23 protein-coding genes and 3 tRNA genes are annotated in these 25,341 nt (G+C 69.6%); 16 read left to right on the top strand and 10 right to left on the bottom strand.

What is annotated here, in order from left to right; genetic code table 11:
• Positions 1-46 precede the first annotated feature (46 nt).
• The 3 genes from ACWGKS_RS11695 (at position 47) to ACWGKS_RS11685 (ending at position 4,913) form a co-directional block, all read left to right on the top strand.
• A complete protein-coding gene (locus ACWGKS_RS11695; RefSeq protein WP_358512877.1) occupies positions 47-1,693 on the top strand; it encodes a benzoate-CoA ligase family protein in 1,647 nt (548 codons plus the stop codon).
• A 111-nt stretch (positions 1,694-1,804) separates the two neighbouring features.
• Complete coding sequence (locus ACWGKS_RS11690) at positions 1,805-4,186, top strand: bifunctional salicylyl-CoA 5-hydroxylase/oxidoreductase (RefSeq protein WP_358512879.1); 2,382 nt, start codon at positions 1,805-1,807, stop codon at positions 4,184-4,186.
• Positions 4,187-4,196: 10 nt separating this feature from the next.
• Complete coding sequence (locus ACWGKS_RS11685; RefSeq protein ID WP_358512881.1) at positions 4,197-4,913, top strand: alpha/beta hydrolase family protein; 717 nt, start codon at positions 4,197-4,199, stop codon at positions 4,911-4,913.
• A gap of 98 nt (positions 4,914-5,011) precedes the next feature.
• On the opposite strand, the gene ACWGKS_RS11680 is transcribed toward ACWGKS_RS11685, so the two are convergent.
• Positions 5,012-6,094 carry a M48 family metallopeptidase gene (locus tag ACWGKS_RS11680; RefSeq protein WP_358512883.1) on the bottom strand — a complete coding sequence of 361 codons (1,083 nt, stop codon included), beginning with the start codon at positions 6,092-6,094 and terminating at the stop codon, positions 5,012-5,014.
• Between the two features lie 280 nt (positions 6,095-6,374).
• Between ACWGKS_RS11680 and nadD the strand changes: the two genes are divergently transcribed.
• From nadD to ACWGKS_RS11660, 4 genes are all read left to right on the top strand, one after another.
• Positions 6,375-6,989 (top strand): nicotinate-nucleotide adenylyltransferase, encoded by a 615-nt coding sequence (gene nadD / locus ACWGKS_RS11675; RefSeq protein ID WP_358512934.1) that lies wholly within the window; start codon positions 6,375-6,377, stop codon positions 6,987-6,989.
• A gap of 59 nt (positions 6,990-7,048) precedes the next feature.
• Positions 7,049-7,444, top strand: a complete 396-nt coding sequence (rsfS, locus tag ACWGKS_RS11670; RefSeq protein ID WP_358512885.1) for a ribosome silencing factor — start codon at positions 7,049-7,051, stop codon at positions 7,442-7,444.
• Positions 7,445-7,491: 47 nt separating this feature from the next.
• Positions 7,492-8,115, top strand: a complete 624-nt coding sequence (locus ACWGKS_RS11665) for a histidine phosphatase family protein (protein WP_358512887.1) — start codon at positions 7,492-7,494, stop codon at positions 8,113-8,115.
• 76 nt (positions 8,116-8,191) lie between these two features.
• Positions 8,192-8,264 (top strand) — tRNA-Ala (locus ACWGKS_RS11660).
• A 220-nt stretch (positions 8,265-8,484) separates the two neighbouring features.
• On the opposite strand, the gene ACWGKS_RS11655 is transcribed toward ACWGKS_RS11660, so the two are convergent.
• Positions 8,485-9,573, bottom strand: a complete 1,089-nt coding sequence (locus ACWGKS_RS11655) for a serine hydrolase domain-containing protein (protein ID WP_452522542.1) — start codon at positions 9,571-9,573, stop codon at positions 8,485-8,487.
• A 174-nt stretch (positions 9,574-9,747) separates the two neighbouring features.
• Positions 9,748-10,941 (bottom strand): epoxide hydrolase family protein, encoded by a 1,194-nt coding sequence (locus ACWGKS_RS11650; RefSeq protein WP_452522540.1) that lies wholly within the window; start codon positions 10,939-10,941, stop codon positions 9,748-9,750.
• Between the two features lie 62 nt (positions 10,942-11,003).
• Between ACWGKS_RS11650 and ACWGKS_RS11645 the strand changes: the two genes are divergently transcribed.
• Positions 11,004-11,960, top strand: a complete 957-nt coding sequence (locus ACWGKS_RS11645) for a helix-turn-helix transcriptional regulator (protein ID WP_452456580.1) — start codon at positions 11,004-11,006, stop codon at positions 11,958-11,960.
• Here ACWGKS_RS11645 and ACWGKS_RS11640 read toward each other — a convergent pair.
• Entirely contained in the window at positions 11,957-13,570 is a 1,614-nt protein-coding gene (locus ACWGKS_RS11640; RefSeq protein WP_358512895.1) for a glycoside hydrolase family 13 protein, read from the bottom strand. The genes ACWGKS_RS11645 and ACWGKS_RS11640 overlap by 4 nt on opposite strands.
• Positions 13,571-13,611: 41 nt before the next feature.
• Entirely contained in the window at positions 13,612-14,622 is a 1,011-nt protein-coding gene (locus ACWGKS_RS11635; RefSeq protein WP_358512897.1) for a LacI family DNA-binding transcriptional regulator, read from the bottom strand.
• Between the two features lie 221 nt (positions 14,623-14,843).
• On the opposite strand from ACWGKS_RS11635, the gene ACWGKS_RS11630 reads away from it, so the two are divergent.
• From ACWGKS_RS11630 to ACWGKS_RS11620, 3 genes are all read left to right on the top strand, one after another.
• The gene (locus tag ACWGKS_RS11630; protein ID WP_452522537.1) at positions 14,844-16,151 is read left to right on the top strand and encodes an ABC transporter substrate-binding protein; all 1,308 of its coding nucleotides are present in this window, start codon (positions 14,844-14,846) and stop codon (positions 16,149-16,151) included.
• A gap of 85 nt (positions 16,152-16,236) precedes the next feature.
• Positions 16,237-17,085: a carbohydrate ABC transporter permease gene (locus ACWGKS_RS11625; protein ID WP_358512936.1), complete on the top strand. Its 849-nt coding sequence runs from the start codon at positions 16,237-16,239 to the stop codon at positions 17,083-17,085.
• Positions 17,082-17,984, top strand: coding sequence for a carbohydrate ABC transporter permease (locus ACWGKS_RS11620; RefSeq protein ID WP_358512901.1), 903 nt, complete (start codon positions 17,082-17,084; stop codon positions 17,982-17,984). The genes ACWGKS_RS11625 and ACWGKS_RS11620 overlap by 4 nt, the downstream gene beginning before the upstream one ends.
• Positions 17,985-18,058: 74 nt before the next feature.
• Here the strand turns inward: ACWGKS_RS11620 and ACWGKS_RS11615 are convergent, their stop codons facing one another.
• Entirely contained in the window at positions 18,059-18,610 is a 552-nt protein-coding gene (locus ACWGKS_RS11615) for a TetR/AcrR family transcriptional regulator (protein WP_452522535.1), read from the bottom strand.
• 77 nt (positions 18,611-18,687) lie between these two features.
• Here ACWGKS_RS11615 and ACWGKS_RS11610 point away from each other — a divergent pair, with 77 nt between their 5' ends.
• Positions 18,688-19,719, top strand: coding sequence for an FAD-dependent monooxygenase (locus ACWGKS_RS11610; protein WP_358512905.1), 1,032 nt, complete (start codon positions 18,688-18,690; stop codon positions 19,717-19,719).
• A gap of 1 nt (position 19,720) precedes the next feature.
• On the opposite strand, the gene ACWGKS_RS11605 is transcribed toward ACWGKS_RS11610, so the two are convergent.
• Entirely contained in the window at positions 19,721-21,514 is a 1,794-nt protein-coding gene (locus tag ACWGKS_RS11605) for an ABC transporter ATP-binding protein (RefSeq protein ID WP_452522593.1), read from the bottom strand.
• A gap of 138 nt (positions 21,515-21,652) precedes the next feature.
• Between ACWGKS_RS11605 and ACWGKS_RS11600 the strand changes: the two genes are divergently transcribed.
• Positions 21,653-22,240: a TetR/AcrR family transcriptional regulator gene (locus ACWGKS_RS11600; protein WP_358512907.1), complete on the top strand. Its 588-nt coding sequence runs from the start codon at positions 21,653-21,655 to the stop codon at positions 22,238-22,240.
• A 47-nt stretch (positions 22,241-22,287) separates the two neighbouring features.
• On the opposite strand, the gene ACWGKS_RS11595 is transcribed toward ACWGKS_RS11600, so the two are convergent.
• A complete protein-coding gene (locus ACWGKS_RS11595) occupies positions 22,288-22,581 on the bottom strand; it encodes a GroES family chaperonin (protein WP_304074500.1) in 294 nt (97 codons plus the stop codon).
• 171 nt (positions 22,582-22,752) lie between these two features.
• On the opposite strand from ACWGKS_RS11595, the gene ACWGKS_RS11590 reads away from it, so the two are divergent.
• Positions 22,753-22,825: transfer RNA gene (locus ACWGKS_RS11590), tRNA-Ala, on the top strand.
• 247 nt (positions 22,826-23,072) lie between these two features.
• Here the strand turns inward: ACWGKS_RS11590 and ACWGKS_RS11585 are convergent.
• Positions 23,073-23,282 carry a hypothetical protein gene (locus ACWGKS_RS11585; RefSeq protein WP_358512909.1) on the bottom strand — a complete coding sequence of 70 codons (210 nt, stop codon included), beginning with the start codon at positions 23,280-23,282 and terminating at the stop codon, positions 23,073-23,075.
• Between the two features lie 165 nt (positions 23,283-23,447).
• Between ACWGKS_RS11585 and ACWGKS_RS11580 the strand changes: the two genes are divergently transcribed.
• Positions 23,448-23,520: transfer RNA gene (locus ACWGKS_RS11580), tRNA-Ala, on the top strand.
• Positions 23,521-23,803: 283 nt separating this feature from the next.
• On the opposite strand, the gene ACWGKS_RS11575 is transcribed toward ACWGKS_RS11580, so the two are convergent.
• Complete coding sequence (locus ACWGKS_RS11575) at positions 23,804-24,535, bottom strand: MerR family transcriptional regulator (protein WP_452522532.1); 732 nt, start codon at positions 24,533-24,535, stop codon at positions 23,804-23,806.
• Positions 24,536-24,692: 157 nt separating this feature from the next.
• On the opposite strand from ACWGKS_RS11575, the gene ACWGKS_RS11570 reads away from it, so the two are divergent.
• Positions 24,693-25,331: a hypothetical protein gene (locus tag ACWGKS_RS11570; protein WP_452522530.1), complete on the top strand. Its 639-nt coding sequence runs from the start codon at positions 24,693-24,695 to the stop codon at positions 25,329-25,331.
• Positions 25,332-25,341: the final 10 nt, after the last annotated feature.

The raw sequence follows: 25,341 nt of genomic DNA, 5'->3' as shown, positions 1-25,341 counted from the left end.
ACGGCCACGCCGCCCGCTGTCGCACCCCGCACTCGGAGGTCCAGCAATGTCGCACTCTCCGCCCGACCGACCGCTCCCACCGTCCTCGACCCCGAGCGCGTACGAGGACACCTTCACCCGCGACCACCTGCCGCCCCTGGAACAGTGGCCGCTCATCGAACCCCTGGACGTACCCGAGCGCCTCAACTGCGCGGAAGAGCTCCTGGACGGCACCATCGCCGGCCACGGCGCCGACCGGCGCTGCGTCGTGGGCGAACACGAGACGCTGACCTACGGAGAACTGCGGGACCGGGTGGATCGCATCGCCCACGTCCTGGTGGAGGAACGCGGCCTGAGACCGGGGGAGCGGGTGCTGCTGCGCGGCCCCAACGCCCCCTGGCTCGCCGCCTGCTGGCTGGCCGTGCTCAAGGCCGGGGGCGTGGTCGTCACCGTCCTCCCGATGTTGCGCGCCGGTGAGCTCGCCACCATCCTGCGCTCCGCGCACGTGGCCCACGCGCTGTGCGACGCCCGCTTCCTGGACGACCTGGACGAGGCGTCCCGGCGGGTGGGGGAGGACGCCCCCTCGACCCTGGTGTACGGCGGAAAGGGCCCCGACGACCTCACCGCACGGGTGGCCGCCCACCCCGACCCGTTCACCGCCGTGCGCACCGCCGCCGACGACGCCTGCATGATCGCCTACACCTCCGGTACCACCGGCGACCCCAAGGGGTGCGTGCACTTCCACCGCGACGTGCTCGCCATCGCCGACACCTACTCCGCCCAAGTGCTCAAGCCCGCCCCCGAGGACCTGTTCGTCGGCAGCCCGCCCTTCGCGTTCACCTTCGGACTCGGCGGACTGCTGATCTTCCCGTTGCGCGCCGGAGCCGCCACGGTGCTGCTGGAACGCCCGCGCCCCGAGGCGCTGCTGGACGCCGTCACCGAACGAGGCGCCACCATCCTGTTCACCGCGCCCACCGCCTACCGGGCCATGCTCGCCGGACGCGGCGACCGCGACCTGTCCACCCTGCGCCGGTGCGTGTCCGCCGGTGAGCACCTGCCGGCGGTCACCTGGCGGGACTGGTTCGAGGCCACCGGTGTGCGGCTGCTCGACGGCATCGGCGCCACCGAGATGCTGCACATCTTCATCTCCTCCACCGACGACCACATGCGCCCCGGCTCCACCGGCAGGCCCGTCCCCGGGTTCACCGCCGCCGTCCTCGACGACAAGGGCGACCCCGTCCCCGACGGCGAACCCGGACACCTGGCGGTCCGCGGCCCCGTCGGCTGCCGCTACCTGAACGACCCGCGCCAGAGGGAGTACGTCCGCCACGGCTGGAACCACACCGGAGACACCTACGTACGCGACGAGGACGGCTACTTCTGGTACCGGGCGCGCAGCGACGACATGATCGTCTCCGCCGGCTACAACATCGCCCCCGCCGAGGTGGAGGAGGCGCTGCTCACCTCCCCCGACGTGGAGGAGGCGGCCGTGGTGGGGGTGGAGGACCCCGAACGCGGCCTGGCCGTACGGGCGTACGTGGTGCCGCGGCCGGGTCCGACCGCCGACACCGCCCTGGCCGATCGCCTGCGCGAACACGTGCGCTCCCGCATCTCCCCGTACAAGACGCCGCGCTCGGTGGTCTTCGTCGACGAACTGCCCCGGACCGCCACCGGCAAGCTCCAGCGCTTCCGGCTGCGGGAGGGCACCCTGTGACACCACACGCGAGTCCCGACCACCGAGCGGCCCGCCCCGACGCGCGGGCGACGGCACCCGGCAGACCGTGACGTCGACGAACAGGACGTCAACGAACAGGAAGGCGGCGCGATGCGCATCGTGTGTATCGGCGCTGGACCCGCGGGACTGTACTTCGCGGCCCTGGCCCGACAACTCGACGCCACCCACGACATCACCGTCTACGAACGCAACGCCCCGGACGACACCTTCGGATTCGGCGTGGTGCTCTCCGACGAGACCCTCGGCGGCATCGAACACGCCGACCCCCGAGCCTACGAGCGACTCACCGCGGAGTTCGCCCGCTGGGACGACATCGACGTCCACTTCGACGGCACCGTCACCACCTCCGGCGGGCACGGCTTCGCCGCCATCGGCCGCCGGGCCCTCCTACAGATCCTGCGCGCCCGCTGCGCCGAACTCGGAGTGCGCGTCCACACCCGCACCGAGGCGCCGCCCGCCGCGGAACTCGCCGCCGAGTACGACCTCGTGGTCGCCGCGGACGGAGCGAACAGCGCCACGCGCACCGCCCACGCCGACGCGTTCGGCACCACCCTCGAACCGCGGAGCAACCGGTTCATGTGGCTGGGCACCGACCTGGTCTTCGACGCGTTCAACTTCCACATCCTGCGCACCCCGCACGGGATCATGCAGCTGCACTGCTACCCCTACGCGACCGACGCCAGTACGTTCCTCGTGGAGATGGCCGAGGACGTGTGGGAGGCCGCCGGGTTCGTCGACCGAGACCTCGCCCCCGGGGAGAGCGACCTCGACGCCATCGCCCGCTGCGAGAAGCTGTTCGCCGACGTCCTGGGACGGCACCGACTGCTGCCCAACAACTCCCGCTGGCAGCGCTTCACCACCGTCCGCAACCGCACCTGGCACCATGGCAACGTCGTCCTGCTCGGCGACGCCGCGCACACCGCGCACTTCTCCATCGGATCCGGCACCAAGCTGGCCATGGAGGACGCCCTGGCGCTCGCCGCCCGCCTGCACGAGCACCCCGATCTGCCGAGTGCCCTGGACGCCTACGAGGACGAACGCCGAGCCGTGGTGACCAGCACCCAACGCGCCGCCCAGGCCAGCCTGGAATGGTTCGAGGACATCCACCGCCACGTCGACGCCGACCCGCTGCCGTTCGCCTTCGACCTGCTGACCCGCAGCCGCCGCGTCACCTACGACAACCTGCGCCTGCGCGACCCGGAGTTCGTCGCCCGGGTCGACGACTGGTTCGCCCACAAGGTGGCCCGCGAGGTCACGGGCGGAGAAGGCGCCCCCGCAGTTCGCCCGCCCATGTTCCACCCCTTCCGCCTGGGCGCGTTGGAACTGGACAACCGGGTCGTCGTCTCGGCCATGGACATGTACTCCTCCACCGACGGCACCCCCGGCGACTTCCACCTCGTCCACCTGGGCGGCAAGGCCCTCGGTGGCGCCGGACTCGTCATGACCGAGATGGTGTGCGTGTCCGCCGACGCCCGCATCACCCCCGGCTGCGCCGGACTCTACGCACCCGAACACGAGACCGCCTGGCGCCGCTTCACCGACTTCGCGCACGAGCACAGCCGGGCCCGCGTCGGAGTGCAGCTCGGGCACGCCGGCCGCAAGGGCTCCACCCGACTGATGTGGGAGGGGATCGACCAACCCCTGACCACCGGCAACTGGCCGGTGGTCTCCCCATCGCCGCTGCCCTACCGTGACGGAGTCAACCAGGTACCCCGGGAACTGGACCGGGCCGCCATGGACGCCATCCGCGACGACTTCGTCGCCGCCGCCCACGCCGCCGACCGGGCCGGGTTCGACCTGCTCGAACTCCACTGCGCGCACGGCTACCTGCTGTCCTCGTTCCTGTCCCCGGTCACCAACCGACGCACCGACGCCTACGGGGGCGACCTGACCGGCCGGCTCCGCTACCCCCTGGAAGTCCTCACCGCCGTGCGCGCCGCCTGGCCCGACCACAAACCCCTCACCGTGCGCGTATCCGCCACCGACTGGGTCGAGGGCGGCACCACCGGCGACGACGCGGTCCGGATCGCCCGCGCCCTCGTCGCGGCCGGAGCCGACGCCATCGACGTCTCCACCGGACAGGTCACCCCCGACGAGGAACCCGCGTTCGGGCGCAGCTACCAGGTCCCCTACGCCGAACGAGTCCGCCGCGAACTCGGTGTCCCCGTCATCGCCGTGGGCGCCATCTCCTCCCACGACGACGTCAACTCGACCATCCTGGCCGGTCGCGCCGACCTGTGCGCCCTGGGCCGCCCCCACCTGTACGACCCGCACTGGACCCTCCACGCCGCCGCCGAACAGGACTACGCGGGCCCCGGCGTCACCTGGCCGGTCCCCTTCCGCGCCGGTAGCCGCAAACCCCCCACCGGACGCACCGACGGGCCGCGTCCCCGACTCGAACTGCTACGGTCCGGCGACGACTCCACCCGGCACCGACGGTGGCGTCCCCACACCACCCGAGACGAGCCCTAGGGAGACCACGGTGTCGACCGCCTATGGCGACCACCCCAGCCAGATCGTCCACCGCCACGAGCCACGCCGGTACGACGGACCCGCCCCGGTCGCGGTTCTACTGCACGGCGGCTGGTGGCGGGACCTGCACGACGCGCGCCTCATGGACCCCTTGGCCGGGGACCTGGCCGCCGCCGGGTGGTTCGTGTGGAACGTCGAATACCGCCGCACCGGAACCGACGGCGGTGGCTGGCCACGGACGGCCCACGACGTCGCCCGCGCCCTGGACCTGCTCGCCGCCACCGCCGACCACGAGGACGGGCTGGACACCTCACGCGTGGTCGCCATCGGTCACTCCGCCGGCGGGCACCTCGCCCTCATGACCGCCGCGGACTCCCTCGTCACCTCCGTGGTCACCCTGGCGCCCATCACCGACCTGCGCCGCTGCGCCGACGCCGGGCTGGGAGAGGACGCCGTCGCACCCTTCCTCGGCCCCGATCCCGCCCCCGAGCTGTACACGGAATCCTCGCCCCTGCACCGACTCCCCATCGGAGTCCCGCAGTTGATCGTGCACGGCGCCGCCGACCAACGGGTTCCCGTCGAACACAGCCGCGACTACGTGGCCGCGGCCCGGGCCGCCGGTGACCCCGTGGAGTACCGGGAGATCGCCGGAGCCGACCACTTCGCCGTCATCGACCCCGCGCACACCGCCTGGCGTACCGTGCGCGACGCCCTCGGCGCCCGCTGACGACCGGGCCCGCACGACGAACGGCGGGGGTGGAGGGGCGACCATACCGATCGCCCCCTCCACCCCCGCCATCGACCACGACGGTGTTCCGGTCGAGGTCAGTTGTCGTTGGAGCCGTTCGTGCCGCCCGAACCGGACTCGCCCCGGGTGTCGCCCTGGTTCCCACCGTTCCGCCAGCGGTCCGCCATCGAGTCGAAGATGCGGCCGCCCGCGCGCCCGGCGCCGTCGGCCACCCCGCGCAGGGTGCTGACCAGCGGGTCGCTGGTGCGGTTCCACTCGTCCCGGTAGGACCTGGCCGCGTTGCCCGCCTCCTCGGTGACTTTGGCGTCACGGTCGGTGGAGCGGCGGGGGTAGTCGCCGTCGACGACGCGCTGGTACTCGCCGCTCTCCACCCACCGGTGCAGCTCGGCCACCCGGACCACCGCGAAGGGGTGCGTCGCCGGAACGGTGGTCATCAGCTTCAGCACGCTGTCCACGGCGTCGCCGCCGCCCTCGTACTCGCGAGCCTGCTCCATGAAGGAATCGGGGTTCATCTGGGACAGGTTGGAACCACCGGCGAGCTTCATCAGGGCGCGCTTGGCGGCGTCCGGGTTCTGGCAGGCGAGCAGCCCGGCACGGTCACTGGACAGCTCGGACTTGCGCTGCCACTCCCGCAGCCCCGCCAGGATCGCCTGGATGGCGATGGCGCCCAACGGGATCCACATGATCTTGGTGGACAGCCACACCAGCAACAGGAGCAACGTGCGGTAGATGGTGTGGCCACTGAGCACGTGCCCGACCTCGTGCCCGATGACGAACCGCTTCTCCTCGGCGTCGAACAGGTCGAACAGACCGGTCGTCATGACGATGAACGGCTTCTTGCGGCCGATCGCCATGGCGTTGGGCTGGGGATCCATCTTGACGTAGAGCTCGGGAACCTCGTCCAGGTCCAGGACGTAGGCCGCGTCGCGCAGGTAGTCGTGCAGTTCCGGGAACTGGGTGGGGCTGACCCGCACGGCGCTGGAGAGGAACATCAGGCGCAGGGAGCGTTCGTTGATCCGCCCGAAAACGGACTTGACGAGGGTGTCGAAACCCGTCAGGGATCGCAGCGCCACCAGGGCGCCACGATCGGCGGGGTGCTCGTAGGCACGCGCGGAGATATCGGTGAGCCGGACACGGACGCGATCTGGTGAGTTGGCCATATCGGCATGCTATGCGTCACGATGCGGCTTGGCCACGGTTTGCGGCGAACGAGATATGACGCGTTCGTGCACATCCTTCACGACCTGCGGGGAAGGAAGCGGGCACAGGCCTTGTTCGAGCAGTTCAGGGCGATGATGACACGACACACGGTCGACCACCGGTACCCGGGGTCGGCTACCCTCAGGTGGCTGAAACGGGCCACCAAGACAGTGATACGGCGAAACGGAGCGCACAGTGACGGACCAGGCCACCGGCGCCTCCCCCCAGGACGAGACCGCGCTGAGACAGAGACGGGTCGGAACGTCCCCGACCAAGGTCGGCATCATGGGTGGAACCTTCGACCCCATCCACCACGGTCACCTCGTGGCCGCCAGTGAGGTCGCCCACCTCTTCGGGCTCGACGAGGTCGTCTTCGTTCCCACCGGACAGCCCTGGCAGAAGGACCCCGCCAAGGTCACCCCCTCCGAGGACCGCTACCTGATGACGGTCATCGCCACGGCCGAGAACCCCCAATTCCGGGTCGATCGTGCCGAGATCGATCGCTCCGGGCCGACCTACACCATCGACACCCTCCGCCAGATGCGCGCCTCCTACGGGCCCGACGTGGAGTTGTACTTCATCACCGGAGCCGACGCCCTCGGCGCGATCCTCAGCTGGCACAACGTCGACGAACTCTTCGACCTCGCGCATTTCGTAGGCTGTAACCGGCCCGGACACCACCTCAGCGACACCGGCCTTCCCGAAGGCAAGGTCTCCCTGGTGGAGGTCCCCGCGCTCGCCATCTCCTCGACCGAGTGCCGCGAACGCGTCCGCAAGGGCGAACCCATCTGGTACCTGGTACCCGACGGCATCGTCCGCTACATCCACAAGACCGGGCTCTACCTGGAGCCATGAGGTGACGGACCACAACCGTCACCGGTCGCACCCGATCAAGTGAAGGCAGCAACCACAACGTGACAGCCACCGACAGGGCAGTGGAACTGGTCCAGGTCGCCGCAGAGGCCGCCTCCGACAAGCTCGGCCAGGAGATCATCGCCTACGACGTCAGCGAACAGCTCATGATCACCGACGCCTTCGTGCTGTGCTCGGCGCCCAACGACCGTCAGGTCCGCGCCATCGTCGACGAGGTCGAGGACCAGCTGCGCATCAAGTCCGGCGCCAAGCCCGTCCGCCGCGAGGGCGAACGCGACGGCCGCTGGGTCCTGCTGGACTACGCCGAGATCATCGTGCACGTCCAGCACGAGGAGGAGCGCGGCTTCTACGGGCTCGAACGCCTCTGGAAGGACTGCCCCGAGATCGAGCTCCCCGAGGGCTCCCGCGGGGCCGAACGCACCCCGCTGGACGAGTAGCAAGCCCACGCGGCCGCAGGGGCCGCCGGACAAGAGAGACACACCACGTGAGTGACACCCCTCGTGTGCTGTTCTGGCGGCACGGACGCACCTCCTGGAACGTCGAGAAACGCTTCCAGGGGCAGACCGACATCGACCTCGACCCGGTCGGCCACGCTCAGGCCGAACGGGCCGGTCGGCTGCTCGCGACCTTGAACCCCGCCCTCATCGTCGCGTCCGACCTCAAGCGCGCCGCCGACACCGCCGGATACCTCGAACGTGCCTCCGGGCTTCCGGTGGAGTTCGACAAGGGCCTGCGGGAACGCTACGGCGGATCCTGGGAAGGGCACACCGCCACCGAACTCGCCGAGCGCTACCCCGCCCAACACCCGACCATGGACATCCCCGACGGAGAGGCCATCGCCGACGTCGGCGACCGCATGCGCGCGGCCATCGAACGGGGACTCGCCAAGACCCCCGCCGGCGGCCTCCTCGTCATGGTCAGCCACGGGGCGGCCCTGCGTGTGGGGATCTCACGCATGCTCGACATCCCCGACGAACGCCGCGAGCTCCTCGGCCCCCTCGGCAACTGCAACTGGTCCGTCCTCCAGGCCCGTGGTGAGACCTGGCGACTCATGGAACACAACGCCGCCAGCCTCCCCGAGCCCGTCGTCCTCAGCGACGACGCCTGATTCCGTTTCGACGAACGGCCGATCATCCGCTAAAGTTCAGGGAGTCGAAAGGGCGCAGCCCCGACGACTCCCACAAGGGGCTATGGCGCAGTCGGTAGCGCGCCTCCATGGCATGGAGGAGGTCTGGGGTTCGAATCCCCATAGCTCCACTCCACTCCGGAACGACCTTGCTCGGGGGACTTTGTCCACCTCGCCAGGTCGTTTCGTCGTTTCTTCTGGGGGCGACCCCCAGACCCCCGATATTCAGGACGACTCTGCTCGGGGGACTTCGTCCGCCTCGCCAGGTCGTTTCGTCGTTTCTTCTGGGGGGCGACCCCCAGACCCCCGGTGTGTGCTCGCCGGGGGCCTTGTTCTTTCTGGCCAGAGGGCTTACGACGAACGCCAGGCGTTCAGGAAACCGGCCAGGTACTGGAAGGGGACCGCGGCCCCCTTGGTCTGGTCGATGCTCCCGGCCAGGTGCAGGTCCAGTTCGGGGCAGTGGAACAGCCAGGTCCCGGTGCCGCCGGCGTGGCCGATGAGCGTGAGAGGCGCCCGGCCACCGGCCAAGAGCCGATTGACGTGGAAGTACATGGTGCCCAGCCCGTAGTGGATCATCGGGAGGTTGCGCAGTCGGTTGCGCCGCTCGGTCAGTGGGCTCGGGTCGTCCAGGATCCTTCCGTCGAGCAGCGCCCGTTGAAAGGTGATCAGGTCACCGGTGGTGCTGTACAGGTCGTTGCTGGACGTGAGCAGGGCGGGGAGTTCGACGCGGCGCTGTTTCGTGTGCAGCGGTGCCATGCCGGGAGGCGGTGGGCCGGGCGGTCGGGTGTCCTTCAACCCCAGGGGGACGAGGATCCGCTCGGCGAGCAGGGCACCGAACGAACGTCCGGTCGTCCGCTCCAGGACACGGATGAGCAACTGGAAACCGGTGTCGGAGTAACGGGCCTTCTGTCGGGCGGCGGACAGATCCTGGGGTGGGAAGTACGGTCGCTGCTGCTCACGGGTGGTCCGCAGGATGTCCTCGAAGATCCAGGCGGTGTCCCGCCCGGCGACGAGGTGGTCGTTGAGGCTTGGACCCTCGCGGCGTTTCTCGAAGTGGTCGGGGAGCCCCGAGGTGTGGCTCGCCAGGTGCCGCAGCGTGATGGTCGGCGTGTGGTCGACCCCGTCGAGGACGTGGACGCCGGTGGCCTCGGGCAGGTGGGCGATCAAGGGTGAGTCCAGGTCGAGTTCGCCGCGCTCATGGGCCCGCAGGGCCAACGTGACGATGAAGCGCTTGGTGACGCTCGCGACGAAGAACGGGGTGTCGGGGCGCGATCCGAGGTCGTCCGGGCCCCGCGCGGCCGCCCAGTGGTGGCCGCGGCCGGTGACGGCGACGCAGGCGTGGTGTACGTCGCTACGGCCCACGAGCCGTTCCAGCAGGCGCCGCATTCGCGCGTCGAGGTCGGCGGGGACGTGGTTGTCGGGGGAGGGGATCGTGATCACGTCGTCGTCTCCAGTGCCGTCGGCACCTCGTTCGATTCTTCGTGGTGGGCGCCCAAGGGCTCCCCGATCCCTTGGAAGGGCGGTCGAGGAAGTGGTCAGGATATTGCGCGTACGCGCGGTGTCGAGCGAAGGGCCCGTGGCCGGATCCGGCCACGGGCCATGAGGCTCGTCGGCCTACTGCAGGTCGCGGAAGAAGGCACGGAGGTCGCCGACCAGCAGGTCCGGCCTCTCCAGGGACAGGAAGTGGCCGCCCGCGTCGAGTTCGGTCCAGCGCATCACGTGATGGTCGCGTTCGGCCCAGCGCCGCACGGTCACGTCGTGGGCCGATAGCAGTACCCCGGTCGGCGCCCCCTTGGCCTCGGCGCCGCTTTCCTCGGCGTCCCAGCCCCCGGAATCACCCTGGTCTCCCGAAGCGCTCCATTCGCTCGCCGACATCTCCTCGTAGTAGATCTGCGCGGCCGAGGCGGCGGTACCGGTCAGCCAGTACAGGGACACACAGGTGAGCATCCGGTCGCGGTCCAGGCTCTCCTCCGGAAGCCCTTCCTCCGGCAGGGAGAGCTCCTTGAACTTCTCCACCATCCAGGCCAGCTGTCCCACCGGCGAGTCGGTCAGGCCATAGGCCACGGTCTGCGGTCGCTTGCCGTTGCACCGCAGGTAACCGTCGTTGTAGTCCCGCATGGAGTCCCACCGCCGCTGGTCCGGCTCGGACAGGCCCTTGGTCTCCTCGTCGTCGTACGGGAAGGTGATCATCCCGTTGACGTGCACACCGAGAACCCGTTCGGGCGCCTGCTCACCGATGGTCGGTGCCACCCACGCCCCGGTGTCGTAACCGTGTACGGCGAAGCGCTCGTATCCGAGGCGGGCCATCAGTTCGAGGAACACCCCTCCCATCCGGGAGGCGTTCATCCCCGGGCCCGCCAACGGGGTCGAGAAGCCGAAGCCCGGCAGGGACGGGATCACCAGGTGGAAGGCGTCCGCGGGGTCGCCGCCGTGGGCACGCGGGGCGGTGAGCGGCCCGATGACGTCCAGGAAGTCGGTCACGGCGCCGGGCCAGCCGTGCGTCATCAACAGAGGGGTGGCCTCCGACTCGGACGAACGGACGTGCAGGAAGTGCACGTTCTGGCCGTCGACCTCGGTGGTGAACTGCGGATGGGCGTTGATCTCCGCCTCGGCGGCCCGCCAGTCGTAGGTGGTGCGCCAGTACTCGGCCAGCTCCTTGAGGTAGCCGACCGGGACCCCGCGGTCCCAGCCGACCCCGGGTGGTTCGGCGGGCCAACGGGTGCCCGCCAACCGAGAGCGGAGGTCGGTCAGGTGATCCTCGGGGATCTCGATGCGGAAGGGGCGGATTCGCCGCGCCGGGTTCGTCATGCCATCCACGCTAGGAACCGGTTAGGTCAGGATCATTCCTAAGCGCGCGTGAGAATGGTGCCATGGCGGAAACGACCTCCGCGCGGCTGCTCGCGCTCCTGGCCCTGTTGCAGACCCAACGCGAATGGTCCGGCGCCACCCTGGCCGAACGCCTCGACGTCACCCCGCGCACCGTGCGCCGGGACGTGGAGCGGCTGCGTGAACTCGGCTATCCGGTGCACGCCACCCGGGGCGTCGCCGGGTACCGGCTGGGTCCCGGCGCGGCCATGCCGCCCCTGCTGCTCGACGACGAGGAGGCCGTCGCGGTGGTTGTGGGACTCCGTACCGCGGGGTCGGTGAGTGGAATCGAGGAGGCCTCGGGGCGGGCGCTCGCCAAACTGGAACAGGTGCTGCCCGCACGACTGCGGCAGCGGGTGCGCACCCTGCGCGGCGCCACCGTGCGGGCCGGCGTCGAACCCGGGCCGACGGTGTCCGCCGAGACGCTGATGGCGGTCGCCGAGGCCTGCCGTCGCCGTGAGGTGCTGCGCATGGACCACACCGGCGTGCACGGTGACACGTCGGCGCGCAGGGTGGAGCCGCACGGCCTGGTCAGCTTCGGTGCCCGCTGGTACCTGGTCGCCTTCGACCTCGACCGAGAGGACTGGCGCGGCTTCCGGGTCGACCGACTCGTCCCGCGCACGCCCACCGGCCCCCGGTTCGACCCGCGCGTGCCCCCGCACGGCGACGTGGCGGCCTACCTGTCGCACCGGCTGTCGTCGCAGACCTGGCCCTGCCGGGCGGTGGTCCGCCTGCATGAGGCGGCCGATACCGTGGCCGACCGCGTCTGGCCGGGGATGGGGGTCGTGGAGGCCGTGGACGAGGCTTCCTGTCTGCTGCACCTGGGCGCGGAGACCCTCCACGACCTGGTCTGGATGATCACCTCGACGCACACCGACTTCACCCTGGTCGAGGGCCCGGAGGGTCTGGCGGAGGCCTTCCGGGCCCAGGCCCGCCGCTGCGCCGCCGCCGTCGACCCCTAGACGGCGCGCAGCCACACGGCGGCGTCACCGGGGAGGTCGGTGGTCACGTCGGTGCTGGACAGCAGTACTTCGCCGACGGGCAACGGCACCGGTTCGGGGCCGGTGTTGACCAGAACCAGCACCTCGCCTCGGCGGAACGCCACCACCGGGCCCAGGTTCAGGGCGTCGTCCCACACCAGGACCTCGTCGTCGGAGAAGGTCCGGCGCAACCGCAGCGCGTTCCGGTACAGCCACAGCGTCGAGTCCAGGTCCTCCTCCTGGGCCTGGGCCGAGTACTCGCCCCACCAGTCGGGCTGGGGGAGCCAGGAACCTCCCTGACCGAACCCGAACGAGGCGCCCTCCCGGGTCCAGGGCAGGGGGACCCGACAGCCGTCCCGGCCCTTGTCGGTGTGTCCGCTGCCCCGCCACCGGGGGTCCTCCAACGCGTCGGCCGGCAGGTCCGCGACCTCCGGCAACCCCAGCTCCTCGCCCTGGTAGACGTAGGCCGACCCCGGCAGGGCCAGGGTGAGCAGCGCCAACGCGCGGGCGCGGGCCCGGCCCAGGGCGTGGTCGGGTTCGGGGTCGTGGCCGTCCGACAGCAGCCAGCGACGCGGATCGGTGCCCGCGGGCAGCCCCAGCAGGGAGGGTTTGCGCACCACGTCGTGGTTGCCGGTCACCCACGTGGGGACGGTGCCCACCCTGGTGGCGTCGGCGATGGAGGAGGCGATCACCCTCCGGTAGGCGTCCGCGTCCCAGGGGGCCATGAGGTACTCGAAGTTGAACGCCTGGTCGAGCTCGTCGGGCCGGGTGTAGCGCACACGACGCTCCCCGGGCAGCCACACCTCGGCGACGGTCGCGCGCGGCGGGTCGTAGGCGGACAGCACACCGTTCCAGTCCCGGTACACCTCGTGTACCTCGGGCCGGTCCAGGAACGGGTGGTCGGGGTTGGCGGCGATGTCCTCGAACCGCCCACCGTCCACAAGGATCAGGTCGCGCAGCGGCTCCAGGTCCTTGACCAGGGCGTAGGCCACGTCGATGCGGAAACCGTCCACGCCGCGATCGCTCCAGAAGCGCAGGATGTCCCGGAACTCCTCGCGGACCCGTTCGTCGTCCCAGTTCAGGTCCGGTTGCTCGGGGGCGAACATGTGCAGGTACCACCGCCCGTCCGGAACCCGGGTCCACGCGGGCCCACCGAAGGTGGAGCGCCAGTTCGTGGGCGGCTCGGAGCCGTCGGGCCCGCGCCCGTCCCGGAACACGTACAGGTCCCGCTCCGGAGCGTCGGGTGAGGCCAGCGCCGCCCGGAACCAGGGGTGCTCCTGGGAGGTGTGGTTGGGCACGATGTCGATCATCACTCGCAGGTCGCGGGCGTGCGCGGCCTCGACCATGGCGTCGAAGTCGGTGAGCGTGCCGAGCAGGGGGTCGACGTCGCGGAAGTCGGACACGTCGTAACCGCCGTCGGCCCAAGGAGAGCGGTAGAACGGCGACAGCCAGATCCCGTCGGCGCCCAGCCCCGCCACGTGGTCCAGCCGGTCGGTGATCCCGCGCAGGTCGCCCACCCCGTCACCGTCGGAGTCGGCGAGGCTGCGCGGGTAGACCTGATAGAGGACGGCGTCGCGCCACCACGGTCGCATGTTCTCTCCTTCTGACCTGGTCGATCGGACGGTCGGGATGGTCACTCGCTCGGTAGCGGAGCCGAGGTGGACTGTCGGAGGATGAGCCGGGTGGGCATCTCCACGTGTCGGTCCGGTGGGGCCTCGCCGGCGAGGATGTCCACGGTGAGGTCGGCGGCGGCCGTTCCGATCGCGCGGGGCGACTGGTCGACGGTGGTCAGGTCCAGGATCGCGGCGGCCTCGTGGTTGTCGAAGCCCATCAGCGAGATCGCCCCGGGTACGGGGATGCCGGATCGGCGCAGCGTGCGGTGCGCGCCCATGGCGATGTCGTCGAACTCGGTGAGGACGGCGGTGGGCGGCCGATGGTCGGAGAGCAGCTCCCCCATGGCGAGTTCACCTCCCCGCCGGCCGGGTGTGCTCAGCACGCTCCACTCGGCGAGTCCGGCGTCGACCATGGTGCTCTGGAAGCCCTCCAACCGGTCCCGTGAGCTCCGGCCGCGCCACGAACCGCCCTCGGAACCGATGTAGGCCACGCGGGTGTGGCCGAGGTTGAGCAGGTGTCGTGTGGCCTTGGCGACCCCCTGCCGGTCGTCGATGAACACCCCGGCCCGGCCGGGGACGGACTGTCCGGTGAGGACGAGGGGAACACCGACGTCGTCCAGACGCCCGCACTCCTCGGCCGACAGGTCCATGGCCACCGTGATGACCGCGTCGCTGTTGCGCCTCAGCGGCAGCGAACTCGTCCAACCGGGCTGTCGGCGCAGCTCTCCCACCTGGTACACGAGCATGTCCAGGCCGGCGCGCTGCAGACCGTCGCTGATGCCGGCCAGGACCGATCCGAAGAACCACGGCTGCAGGAACGGGACGATCACCGCCACCCGGCCGGTGCGCCCGGTGACCAGCCCTGAGGCGTTGCGCGAGACCACGTAGGAGAGTTCGTCGGCCGCTTCCTGTACGCGTTGGCGGACGGCGGGGGCGACCCCCGGGACGCCGCGCATCACACGCGAGACCGTGGACAGTGAGACCCCTGCGCGACGTGCGACGTCCCGCATGCTCGGGGGGTGTTTGCTCATACTTCCACGGTAGGAGTGATCATCCACTATGGCAACGTTTTCAATAGATTTACCTACACCATCACCTCCATCGCCACCAAATATGCACACGTATCAAGGAAGTATGTTGACTAGATCACATATTCGATGGCATCGTTTTCAAACAACCGAACCGGGCGTTGTCCCGGCACCTCGACGCCGTGTCTCCACATCTCCCGCGGAGACGCGAAAAGGAGAGAGGCATGCCAGCACTTCCATGGCACCGGCGATTCACATGGCGAGCGGGTGGTGCGGCCCTCGCGACCCTGGTCCTGACCCTGGCCACCGCCTGTGGAGAACCCCCCGGGCAGGAGTCCGACGCCGAGGGTGAGAGCGCCGGCCTGGCCGACGACCCCCAGTTCGTGTGGGCGGTCACCGGCGCCGACCGCCACATCCACGAGGATGTGGCCCGCCTGTGGAACGAGAACAACCCCGACCGGCAGGTCGAGATCTTCTTCCTCGCCCCCACCGCCGACGAGCAGCGCCAGGCCATGTTCCAGGACCTGCAGGCCCAGGCCGGCGAGTTCGACGTGCTCGGCCTCGACGTCATCTGGACCGGAGAGTTCGCCGACTTCGGCTACATCGAGAGCCTGGAGGACATGCGCGGCGACATCGAGGACGTGAGCCTGCCCGGCGCCATCGACAGCGCGCAGTGGCAGCAGGAGCTCTACGCCCTGCCGTACTCCTCCAACGGGGCCTTCCTCTACTACCGCACCGACCTCATCGACGAGCCGCCCACCACCTGGGACGAGCTCTACGAGACCGGCATGGCGGCAGCCGAGGAGGAGGGCATCGCGCCCTTCGTCGGTCAGGGCGACCAGTACGAGGGCTTCGTCGTCACGTACCTGGAGATGTTCTGGTCCGCCGGGGGCGAACTCTTCGACGAGTCCCAGGAGAACTCCACGTTCCTGGAGGGCGACGCCGCCCAGACCGCCCTGGACTTCATGATCGAGGGGCAGGAGAACGGGTTCTTCGCCGAGGGCTTCGACTCGATGGTCGAGGACGACGCCCGTGCCCTCTTCCAGTCCGGCGAGGCCGTCTACATGCGCAACTGGCCCTACGCCGTCCCGCTCCTGGAGGGCGAGGAGGACGAGGAGAGCGCGGTCGCCGAGGACTTCGCGGTGGCGCCGCTGCCCTCCTTCACCGGTGAGTCGGGCACCAGCGCCCTGGGTGGGCTCAACAACGCCGTCAGCAGCCTGAGCGAGAACAAGGAACTGGCGAGCGAGTTCGTGCTCTGGGCCGCCACCGACCCCGAGGCGCAGGCCATCCTCGCCGACAACAGCCTCCCGCCGACCATGGTCAGCGCCTACGAGGAGGCCGAGGACCCCAACTTCGAGATGCTCGGAGACATCCTCGCCGAGGCGCAGGCCCGCCCGCCGGTGCCCGGCTACAACTCGTTGTCCCTGGAGATCCAGGACAACCTGCACCCGGCCTTCCTCGGTCAAGAGGACCCGGAGACCGCGCTGCAGGCCGTGGACACCGCCGCCGGCAACGCACTCGAGGGAGAGTAGAGGAGCGATGTCCGATTCCACGGATGTCGCCCCCGACGTCGTCAAGGCCGTGCGCCGGCGCGCCCATGGACTGGGGGAGCAGGCGATGGGGCGGATCTTCCTCGCCCCGTCGCTCGCCTTCATGGCGCTGATCGCGCTCTTCCCGGTGTTCTACGCCGTCTGGATGAGCCTGTACGACATCCGGGGGTTCAACCGAGAACTCGTGGGCGTCGAGAACTATGTCGGCGCCCTGACCGACCCCGGCTTCTGGAACGCCGCGCAGAACACCCTGATCTTCACGGTGGCCTCGGTGTCCCTGGAGTTCGTCGTCGGGATGGCGTTCGCGCTCATCATGCACCAGGTCTTCGTCGGCCGTGGCCTGACCCGCGCGGTCATCCTGGTGCCGTGGGTGATCCCGACCGCGGTCGCGGCCCAGGTGTGGCGGTACATGTTCGACCACAACCCCGGGTTCGTGAACGCGGTGCTGGGCACCGACATCAACTGGCTCCGCGACCCGGCCTGGTCGATGGTCGGCATCATCAGCGCGGACGTGTGGAAGACCGCCCCGTTCGTGGCGTTGCTGCTCCTGGCCGGGTTGCAGACCATCCCCAAGGACTACTACGAGGCCGCCAAGATGGACGGCGCCAACGTGTTCCAACGGTTCTGGACCATCACGCTGCCCCTGCTGCGACCGGCGATCGTGGTGGCGCTGCTGTTCCGCACCGTGGACGCGCTGCGCATGTTCGACTTCGCGTACGTGTTCTCCGGGTACTCGAACTCGCTGGCGACCCTGTCGGTGTACGCGCAGCGGTTCCTGGTCGCCGAACCACAACCGGGCTACGCCAACGCGCTGTCCACGGTCACGTTCGTCATCGTCATGCTCGTCGGTCTGGCCTTCATCGGTCGGATGGGCCGCCACATGGTCGGTGACGTGGGGCGGAAGGAGAAGCGATGAGCGTCGCACAGAGCCAGGGGGCGACCCGCGCGGTCCACCGTCCCAAACGAGGCACCCCGCCGGCGGTGTCCGGAGCACTCAAGCTGCTGGGTCTGTTGGTGGTGCTGACCTGGTGCCTGTTCCCGTTCCTGTGGATGGGGATGACCAGTCTGCGCACGGGATCGGTGGCGTTGACCGACCCGAACATCCTCAACGGACCGTTCAGCCTGGGCAACTACCAGGAGGTCGTGGACCAGGGCTTCCTGTTCCCGTTGCGCAACTCGCTGATCGTGGCGTCGGTGACCACGCTGATCTGCATCCCGGTGGCCTCGCTCGCCGGGTACGCGCTGGCCCGACTGCCGCTGGCCGGTAAGTTCGCGCTGTTGGCGGCCACGCTGGTGGCGACCCTGTTCCCGCCGGTCGCCCTGGTCAACCCGCTGTACCAGATGTACCTGCAACTCAACGAGTGGACCGGGATCAACCTGCTCAACTCCTACGCGGGCATGATCATCCCGTACGTGGCGTTGACCCTGCCGCTGTCCATCTTCATCCTGACGACGTTCTTCGCGGGCATCCCCAAGGAGATCGAGGAGTCGGCCAAGGTCGATGGGGCCACGCCGTTCCAGGCGTTCCTGAGGGTGGTGGCGCCGCTGGCCGCGCCGGGCGTGGGGGCCGCCTCGATCCTCACGTTCGTCTACGCCACCAACGAGTTCCTGCTCGCCTTCTCGTTCGCCCCGCGTGACCTGAACGTGCAGACCGTCCCGGTCTTCGTGGGCACCTTCGAGAGGGTCGGCTACGAGAACCCGATCGGTCAGATCATGGCCGCCTCGGTGCTGGTGTCCGTCCCGCTCATCATCTTCGCGCTCGTCCTGCAACGCAGGATCGTGGCGGGGCTGACCTCGGGGGCGGTGAAGGGCTGAGGTCTGGTCCGTTCGAGTGAGCCGGCGCCCCGGAGGTCCCGTGTGGACCCGCCGGGGCGCCGTCGTGTGCGAGGTCAGGGGGTCAAACAGGCGCGGGTCACGCGCAGGAGCTGACCGCGCGGCTCCACCGCCTCGGGCCGCAGCAGTGCGTGCATGATGAGCCCGTCGGCGTAGGCCAGCAGGGTTCGGGCGGCGGTGCGCGGCGTGGCGGCCCCCAGGTCGGTGAGGATCTCGATGACCCAGGCCCGAAGCAGGTCGTGCCCACGATTGAGGGAGGCGCGCACCTCCAGGTTGTGCGTGGCCTCCATCGACAGGGTGTAGCGGGCCACGGTCCGGCCTCGGTGCGTGGTGGTCATATCCGAGACGAACAGCGCCAGGGTGTCCACCAGGCCCTCGACGGCGGTCACCTCCAGGCCGTTCAGGTCGGCCCAGTCCCGGCGGTCGAGTTCCTCCAGGCGTTCCACGACCCCGCGCACGAGGGCGTCGCGGGTGCGGAAGTGGTTGGAGGTCGAACCCTTGGGCAGGCCGGCCTGGACGTCCACCTTGCCGTGGGTGAGGGCGTGCAGGCCTCGGGTGCCCAACAGTTCGATGGCGGCGTCGAGGGCACGGGCTCTTGTCTGGGACATGGCGGCATACTACATTCGTAGTAAAGGGGTACTACGATCGTAGTATCCGTGCGCCGCGAACGGACGAGGTGGCATCGATGCGCGCAACGGCACTGGTGGTGGGCGGAGGGATCGCCGGACTCGCGGTTGCCCGCGGACTGCTCGACGGCGGCTGGGAGGTCGAGGTTCGCGAGAGACTCTCCGGTCCGCCCGACATCGGCGGTGCCCTCGGCGTATGGCCGGGCGCCTTGGCCGCCCTGGACCGGCTCGGCCTGGGCGAGGAGGTGCGTGCTCGCGCCGAGTACCGGTCCGCGCTGAGGCTGCGCCGGCCCAACGGCCGCGTGCTGCTCGGCGCCGAAGGCCGCGGCGGCCACCTGGTGTCCCGGTCCGCCCTGCTCGACCTGCTGGTGAGGGCCCTCCCCGCCGGAACCGTGCGGTGGAACACCCCCGTGACCGTCGCCGACCTCGCCCCCGGCCGCTACCACGACCTGGTGATCGGCGCGGACGGGATCCACAGCCTCGTTCGAGACACCGCCTTCTCCCGCGCGAGCCCGCCGCGCCCGCTCGGTTCCGTCGCCTACCGGGGAACACGGCCCGGCCGAGTGGACGGGGTGACCGAGGTCTGGGGCGGGCGCCGCATCTTCGGTATCACCCCGCTCGACGCCCACACCACCAACTGGTACGCGGCCCTGGACCGGCGCCTGCTCACGGAGACCGAACTCGCCTCGCGCGACCCGGACGTCCACGCCGCAGTCCTGCGCCGTGAGTACGCCGGTTGGTACCCCGACGTCGCGCGGATCGTCTCCGGGGCCCGGACCCACGGTGTGGACCGAAGGACCCTGTACGACCTGCCGGCGTTCGGTCGCTACGCGAAGGGGCGCCACGCGCTCATCGGCGACGCCGCCCACGCCATGGCGCCCAACCTCGGCAGGGGTGCCTGTGAGTCCCTCATCGACGCCGCGACCCTGAGCCGGGCCCTGACGGAGGAACCCTCGCTCGGGCGGGCGTTGGCCCGCTACGACCGCGCCCGCAGAGGCCCCACCCGTCGGATCGTGGCCGCGTCCCGGGTGGTGAACCGGATCGCCGTCACGACCCGGATGCCGCGTGTGCGCGCGGGCGCCACGGAGTGATTCAGTTCGGGAAGACCCCGGCGGCCACCTCGTCGTCTCCGGGCTGCTCGCGGCCGCGTTCCTCGGTCTGGGCGATGTGCAGGGCCGCGACCAGCTCCTGGTACAGGGTGTCCCGCTCCAGCAGCTCCCGGTGGGTGCCCTGGGCGCGGATCCGGCCGTCCTCCAGAAGCAGGATGCGGTCGGCGCGGATGACCGTGGACAGACGGTGCGCGATGGTCACCACGGCTCCGCGGTCGGCCTGACGGCGGACGCTCTCGGTGATGGCGGCCTCGGTGATCGCGTCCACCTGCGAGGTCGCCTCGTCCAACAGCAGCACGTCCGGGGACCCCAACAGGGCCCGGGCCAGGGCCACGCGCTGGCGTTGACCACCGGAGAACGAGTTGGAGTCCAACGGGGTGTCCAGGCCCTGATCCAAAGAGGCGACCTTGTCGGTCAACCGCACGTCGTCGAGGACCCGGTGTAGTTCGTCCTCACCGGCCTCGGGGCGGGTGAACAGCAGGTTGTCACGGACGGTGCCCGGCACCACCGGGGTGTCCTGCTCCACGTAGGAGAAGTGTGCCCGGACCTGCTGAGGGGAGAGCTCACGGTACGGTCTGCCCTCCAACAGCAGCTCGCCGTGCTCCGGTTCGAGGAAGCGCAGCAACAACGACAGCACCGTGGTCTTGCCCGCGCCGGACGGGCCGACGATGGCGGTGTGCCCGCGGCGGGAGACGGTGATGTCGACCTCCTCCAAGGCGGCCTCGGCCCCCGGGGCGTAGCGGGCGGTGACCCCGCGCAGCTCCAACAACGGGCTCCCGTGGCCGTTCTCGGAGGACGGGGCGAGGGGACGCTCGGCGGGGGAGTCGGTCGGGGCCTCGGCGGTGGGTTCGAGGGGGATGGCCTCCACCTCACGGATGCGTTTGGCGGCGGCGATGCCCGACTGCAACGTGGTGACGCTCTGGGAGAGCTCCATGACCGGGGTCATCAGGGTGAACGCGTAGAGCAGGAACGCCACCAGGGTGGAAACGGCGATCTCCCCGGAGGCCACTCGGAGGGCGCCCAGACCGAGGATCGCGATGATCGACAGCTGGATCCCACCGGAGGCGATCGTCCACGCCACGGCCCCCCGGCGCACCGACCGGATGCCGTGCGCGGCGGCGTCCTGGGCGTGGCCCAGGATCTGGTCGCCCAGACGCTCCTCGGCGCGGCTCACCTTGACCGTGCGGATCGCCCGCAGGGAGCCGTCGAGGACCCCGCCCATCAGACCGAGCGAGTTCTGGGCCCTCTCCTGTGCCTTGGCCAGGGCGGGCATCAGGGTGAGGAACAGGACCGTCACGATGGCCACCGCGGACGCGGTCACCGCGAGCAGGACCAGGTCCAACACACCCATCATGATGAGCGTGCCGACCAGCAGCACGCCACCGTTGACCAGGCTGATCACGCTGCTGGAAGCGGCTTCGCGCAGCAGGACGGTGTCGGAGGTGGCCCGGGTGACGAGTTCGCCGGAGGGACGCTTGGACAGCGGCTGCATGGCCGCCCTGAAGTAGCGGCGCACCAGGGACGTGCGCGCGTCCAGAACCACCTTCTCCGCGACCGTGCCCAGCACGATCCAGTGCCATAGCCCGAACACGATGCCGCTGACGAACAGGCACAGCAGGATCGTCACCGGCATCGCCAGGCTGCCGGCGTCGGACACCGTGTCCAGGACCAGCTTGATCACCATCGGATTGGCCAGTTCCAGGGCCGAACCCAGCAGGGCCAGCACGAGGCCGAGCAGGAGTTTGCGCCGGTGCGGTCGGACGAACGACCAGAGCACCCGCAGCTGGGCGAAACGTGGTTCAGGGGAGGGCGAGGATCGGGAATCGGGCACCGAGAAAAGATCAGCCATGGTCTGAATTAGGTCACGGGTGACCGATTATTGTCAAGTGAGTACCGATCCCTCTAGGATGAAGACATGGTGAAGAGTGCTCCCGCAGAGGAAGAGACAAGGACTCGCGCACGCACCCGCCGCGCGATCCTGGAGGCCGCCGTCGACGTCCTGACGGAGAATCGGGCCGCCCCGCTGTCACAGGTGGCCGGCAGGGCGGGTGTCGCCCGCAGCACCCTGCAGCGCTACTTCCCCGAACGCGCCGACCTCGTCGTGGCCCTGGAGGGCTACGCCAACGAACTCGCCGACGAGGCCACCGCGCGCGCCCGCACCACCGAAGGCACCGCGCTCGAAGCCTTCTCCCGTCTGGTCTCCGAGTACTTCGGGCTGGTCAAGGTCATCATGCTCTCCATGGGCGGAGAGGAGATGACCGACGAACCCGACGAGGAGCAGTGCGGTCCCAGCGACCTCGCGCTCTACGAGCTCATCGAACGCGGCCACGAGGACGGCACCATCGACCCGCGCGTCACACCCCTGTGGGCCCAGCAACTCCTGTGGGCCGCCCTCTACGCCGGTTGGACCTACACCGACGTCGCGAAGGTGCCCGCCTTCGAGGCGCACAACATGTGCCTGATGTCCCTGGTCAAAGCGATCGGCCGCGAACCCCGGGCATGACGAAGGGGTCGGGGCCCACCACATGGACCCCGACCCCGAAACGACGACTAAAGGTACAGACCGGTGCCCCGCTCGGGGGCCTCGTTCGCGATCGCGTGCACGTCCCGCTCCCGCAAGATCACGTACCGCTCGCCGTTCAACTCGACCTCGCCCTGCTCCTCCGGATCGAAGAGCACACGATCACCGGTCTTCACATGGCGGGCGCCGGTTCCGGCGCCACGAACCTCGCCCCAGGCCAGCCGCGTCGCCAACTTCACCGTGTCGGGGATGACCAGACCCGCGCTACTGCGCCGCTCACTCTTGTCCGGGATCGCCTTGACCAACAGGCGATCATGGAGCATCTGGATTTCAAGTTTGGATTCGGGCACATCCCCAGGATATTCACCCCCACCAGGGGCCGACCCGCCCGGAGCGTCACCGGGAGGTCGACCAACGTTCGACCTCGGTTCGACCCACCCTTGGAATCCGGTACAGTATTCACATGCCGAGCGGGGAAACCGTCCGGCAGACCAGGGGCTATGGCGCAGTTGGTAGCGCGCCTCCATGGCATGGAGGAGGTCTGGGGTTCGAATCCCCATAGCTCCACTTCACTCTGGAACGACCCTGCTCGGGGGACTTCGTCCTCCTCGCCGGGTCGTTCCGTTGTTTCTCCTAGGGGGCGACCCCCAGACCCCCGGTGTGTGCTCGCCGGGGCTCGCACACTCAGGGCGACTCTGCTCGGGGGGCTTCGTCCTCCTTTCCGGGTCGTCCTTCGTGTTTTCGGGGGGCGACCCCCCGAACCCCCCGAGGTAACCCCCTGCGGTCGGGGTCGCGCTGAGCGGCGGGGGCGGGCTCAGTCGAAGCCTGACTCGGGGTCCTCCAGCCGGCGGGCGACCAGGGCCAGGAACTCGGGGTCCGAAGAGACCAGACGATCCACCTCGGTGCCGTCGTCGCAGGTCAACAGGGACACGGTGACGCTGGTGGGGGTCCGCTCGGCCACGCGCCACGGAGCTCCGTGCTCCTCCCACCGCAGCAGTGCTCTCGCCTGGGGGTTCTCGGGCATGACATCACCTCTCTCGGCCAGGATAGAACTTCGTGTCGGCCCGGCCCCGGACGGACCGGGTGAGGGGATGCCGGCGTAGGCCCACCGCCTCCGTCGCGCGGACGTGCCCTGGAACACGTCCGACCCACCCCCGCGCGTCCGCTAGGATCGGAAGCACGGCTTCACGGGGCTATGGCGCAGTTGGTAGCGCGCCTCCATGGCATGGAGGAGGTCTGGGGTTCGAATCCCCATAGCTCCACTTCACTCTGGAACGACTCTGCTCGGGGGACTTCGTCCTCCTTGCCGGGTCGTTCCGTTGTTTCTCCTGGGGGGCGACCCCCGAACCCCCGGTGTGTGCTCGCCGGGGCTCGCACACTCAGGGCGACTCTGCTCGGGGGACTTCGTCCTCCTTGCCGGGTCGTTCCGTTGTTTCTCCTGGGGGCGACCCCCAGACCCCCGGTGTGTGCTCGCCGGGGCTCGCACACTCAGGGCGACCCTGCGAGCGCGTTCGCAAGGTCGCCTTCGTCGTTTCCTCTGGGAGTTCAGCTCGGGGTGTCGCGGTCGGTCTCCGTGAGGAGGTCGTGCAAACGCTTCAGGACCCGCAACTGGGCGGGATTGTACAGCTGCACCATCGCCTCGGCCATCGTCTGTTCGGCCTGCCGGGTACCGCCCGGCGCGTCCGCCGCCGGGTCCTGCGCCCATGGATGCCGCTCACGAGAGTCCTCGACGAACGGCAGCATGCGTGAGGCGAGGCGGTCGATCGTGGCATCGTCCGCATCCGGAGGCAACGCCTCGAACTCCTCGTCGGTGTCGGACGGTTCACCGAGCATCTCGCGAAACCCCGTCAGGGACTCCTCGCTGAGGACACTCGAATAGACCATCAGCAACGACCGTTGCCGTTCGGAGAAGCCTCGGGAGATCGGGGCGAAGGCGGTCGGGACGTAGGCCGGGGCGCGGTGACGCAGGATGAGCGCCAATTCCTCCCGCACGCGGTTGAGCCGGTTGACGGTCGCCTCCAGTTCCGCGTCCAGCGCGCGGATCGCCTCCTCGGGCGCCTCATCCGGATGCTCCATCGCCGCCACCTCCGACAGCGGGATCCCCAGGTCGCTCAGCCGCCTGATCTGAAGAAGCCGGATCAGGTGCGCGACCTCGTATTGCTTGTAGCCGTTCGACGTTCGCGCGGGCACCTCCAACAACCCGATCCGGTGGTAGTACCGCACGGCCTTCACCGTCGTGCCGGCCAGTTCGGCGAGCTGCCGCGTGCTCCAAGCCATGTGAGACCTCCTTCGCGTACTTTCCCTTATCGGAAAGTGTGCCCTGGGGGCAGGGTCAAGTACTTGACCCTGCCCCCAGGGCACACTGTGGGATGGTCCCGGGCCCGTGGGGACGATCCACGCGGCCGTTGACCTTCGCGAGGGTGGGGAGCCCGAAATGGTCCGGAACCCGAATCAGATCAAAGCCGGCAACGGGCGTTCGTTGAAGCGTTTCCGCCCGTGGCAGATGCTTTCCCGTGCCCTGTTCTACCTTTCCGTGACGAACGGCGAGGGATGCCCGGTGGTCTACGCCGTAGACGTCCCCTACTGGCAGCGGGTTCTGACGGATGACGGACACGGCAAGGCCCACCTCTACCGTGACGGTGAGCACCACGCCCACTCCAAGCTGCCCGCGGCCTTCCCCGTGGAGGGAGGAACCATCGAGGTGGTGCCCACGTCCTTCGGCCTCAAGCGCTGCCACTACGTCACCGAAGAAGGGGCCGCGAGCCGGCTCGTGCCCGACGAGCGTTCGGCGGAGGGGCGCCGTGCAAGGTTCGACCGTGAGCATCCGGTGCTGAGTCGCCTGATCGGAGCGCTGTCGCTGACCGTGCTCTTCACCTCGGTCGCCCTCATCGTCCTCCAGATCGTCGAAGCGCTCGCCGCGGTGCCTCCGGTGGCCGAACGACTGGGCACCTTCACCTCGCCCATCGACCTGTCCATCGGGCTCAACTCCCTGCTCGCCCTGTGCGCCTCGACGGCCGCGGTCGAGCGGGCCACGCGGCTGCGCTGGAACCCGCTACTGGACGGCAGTGCCTGACCGGTGCTTG

The organism is Nocardiopsis sp. NPDC055879, assembly GCF_053615935.1.
This window is presented reverse-complemented; position numbering and strand designations above follow the sequence as displayed.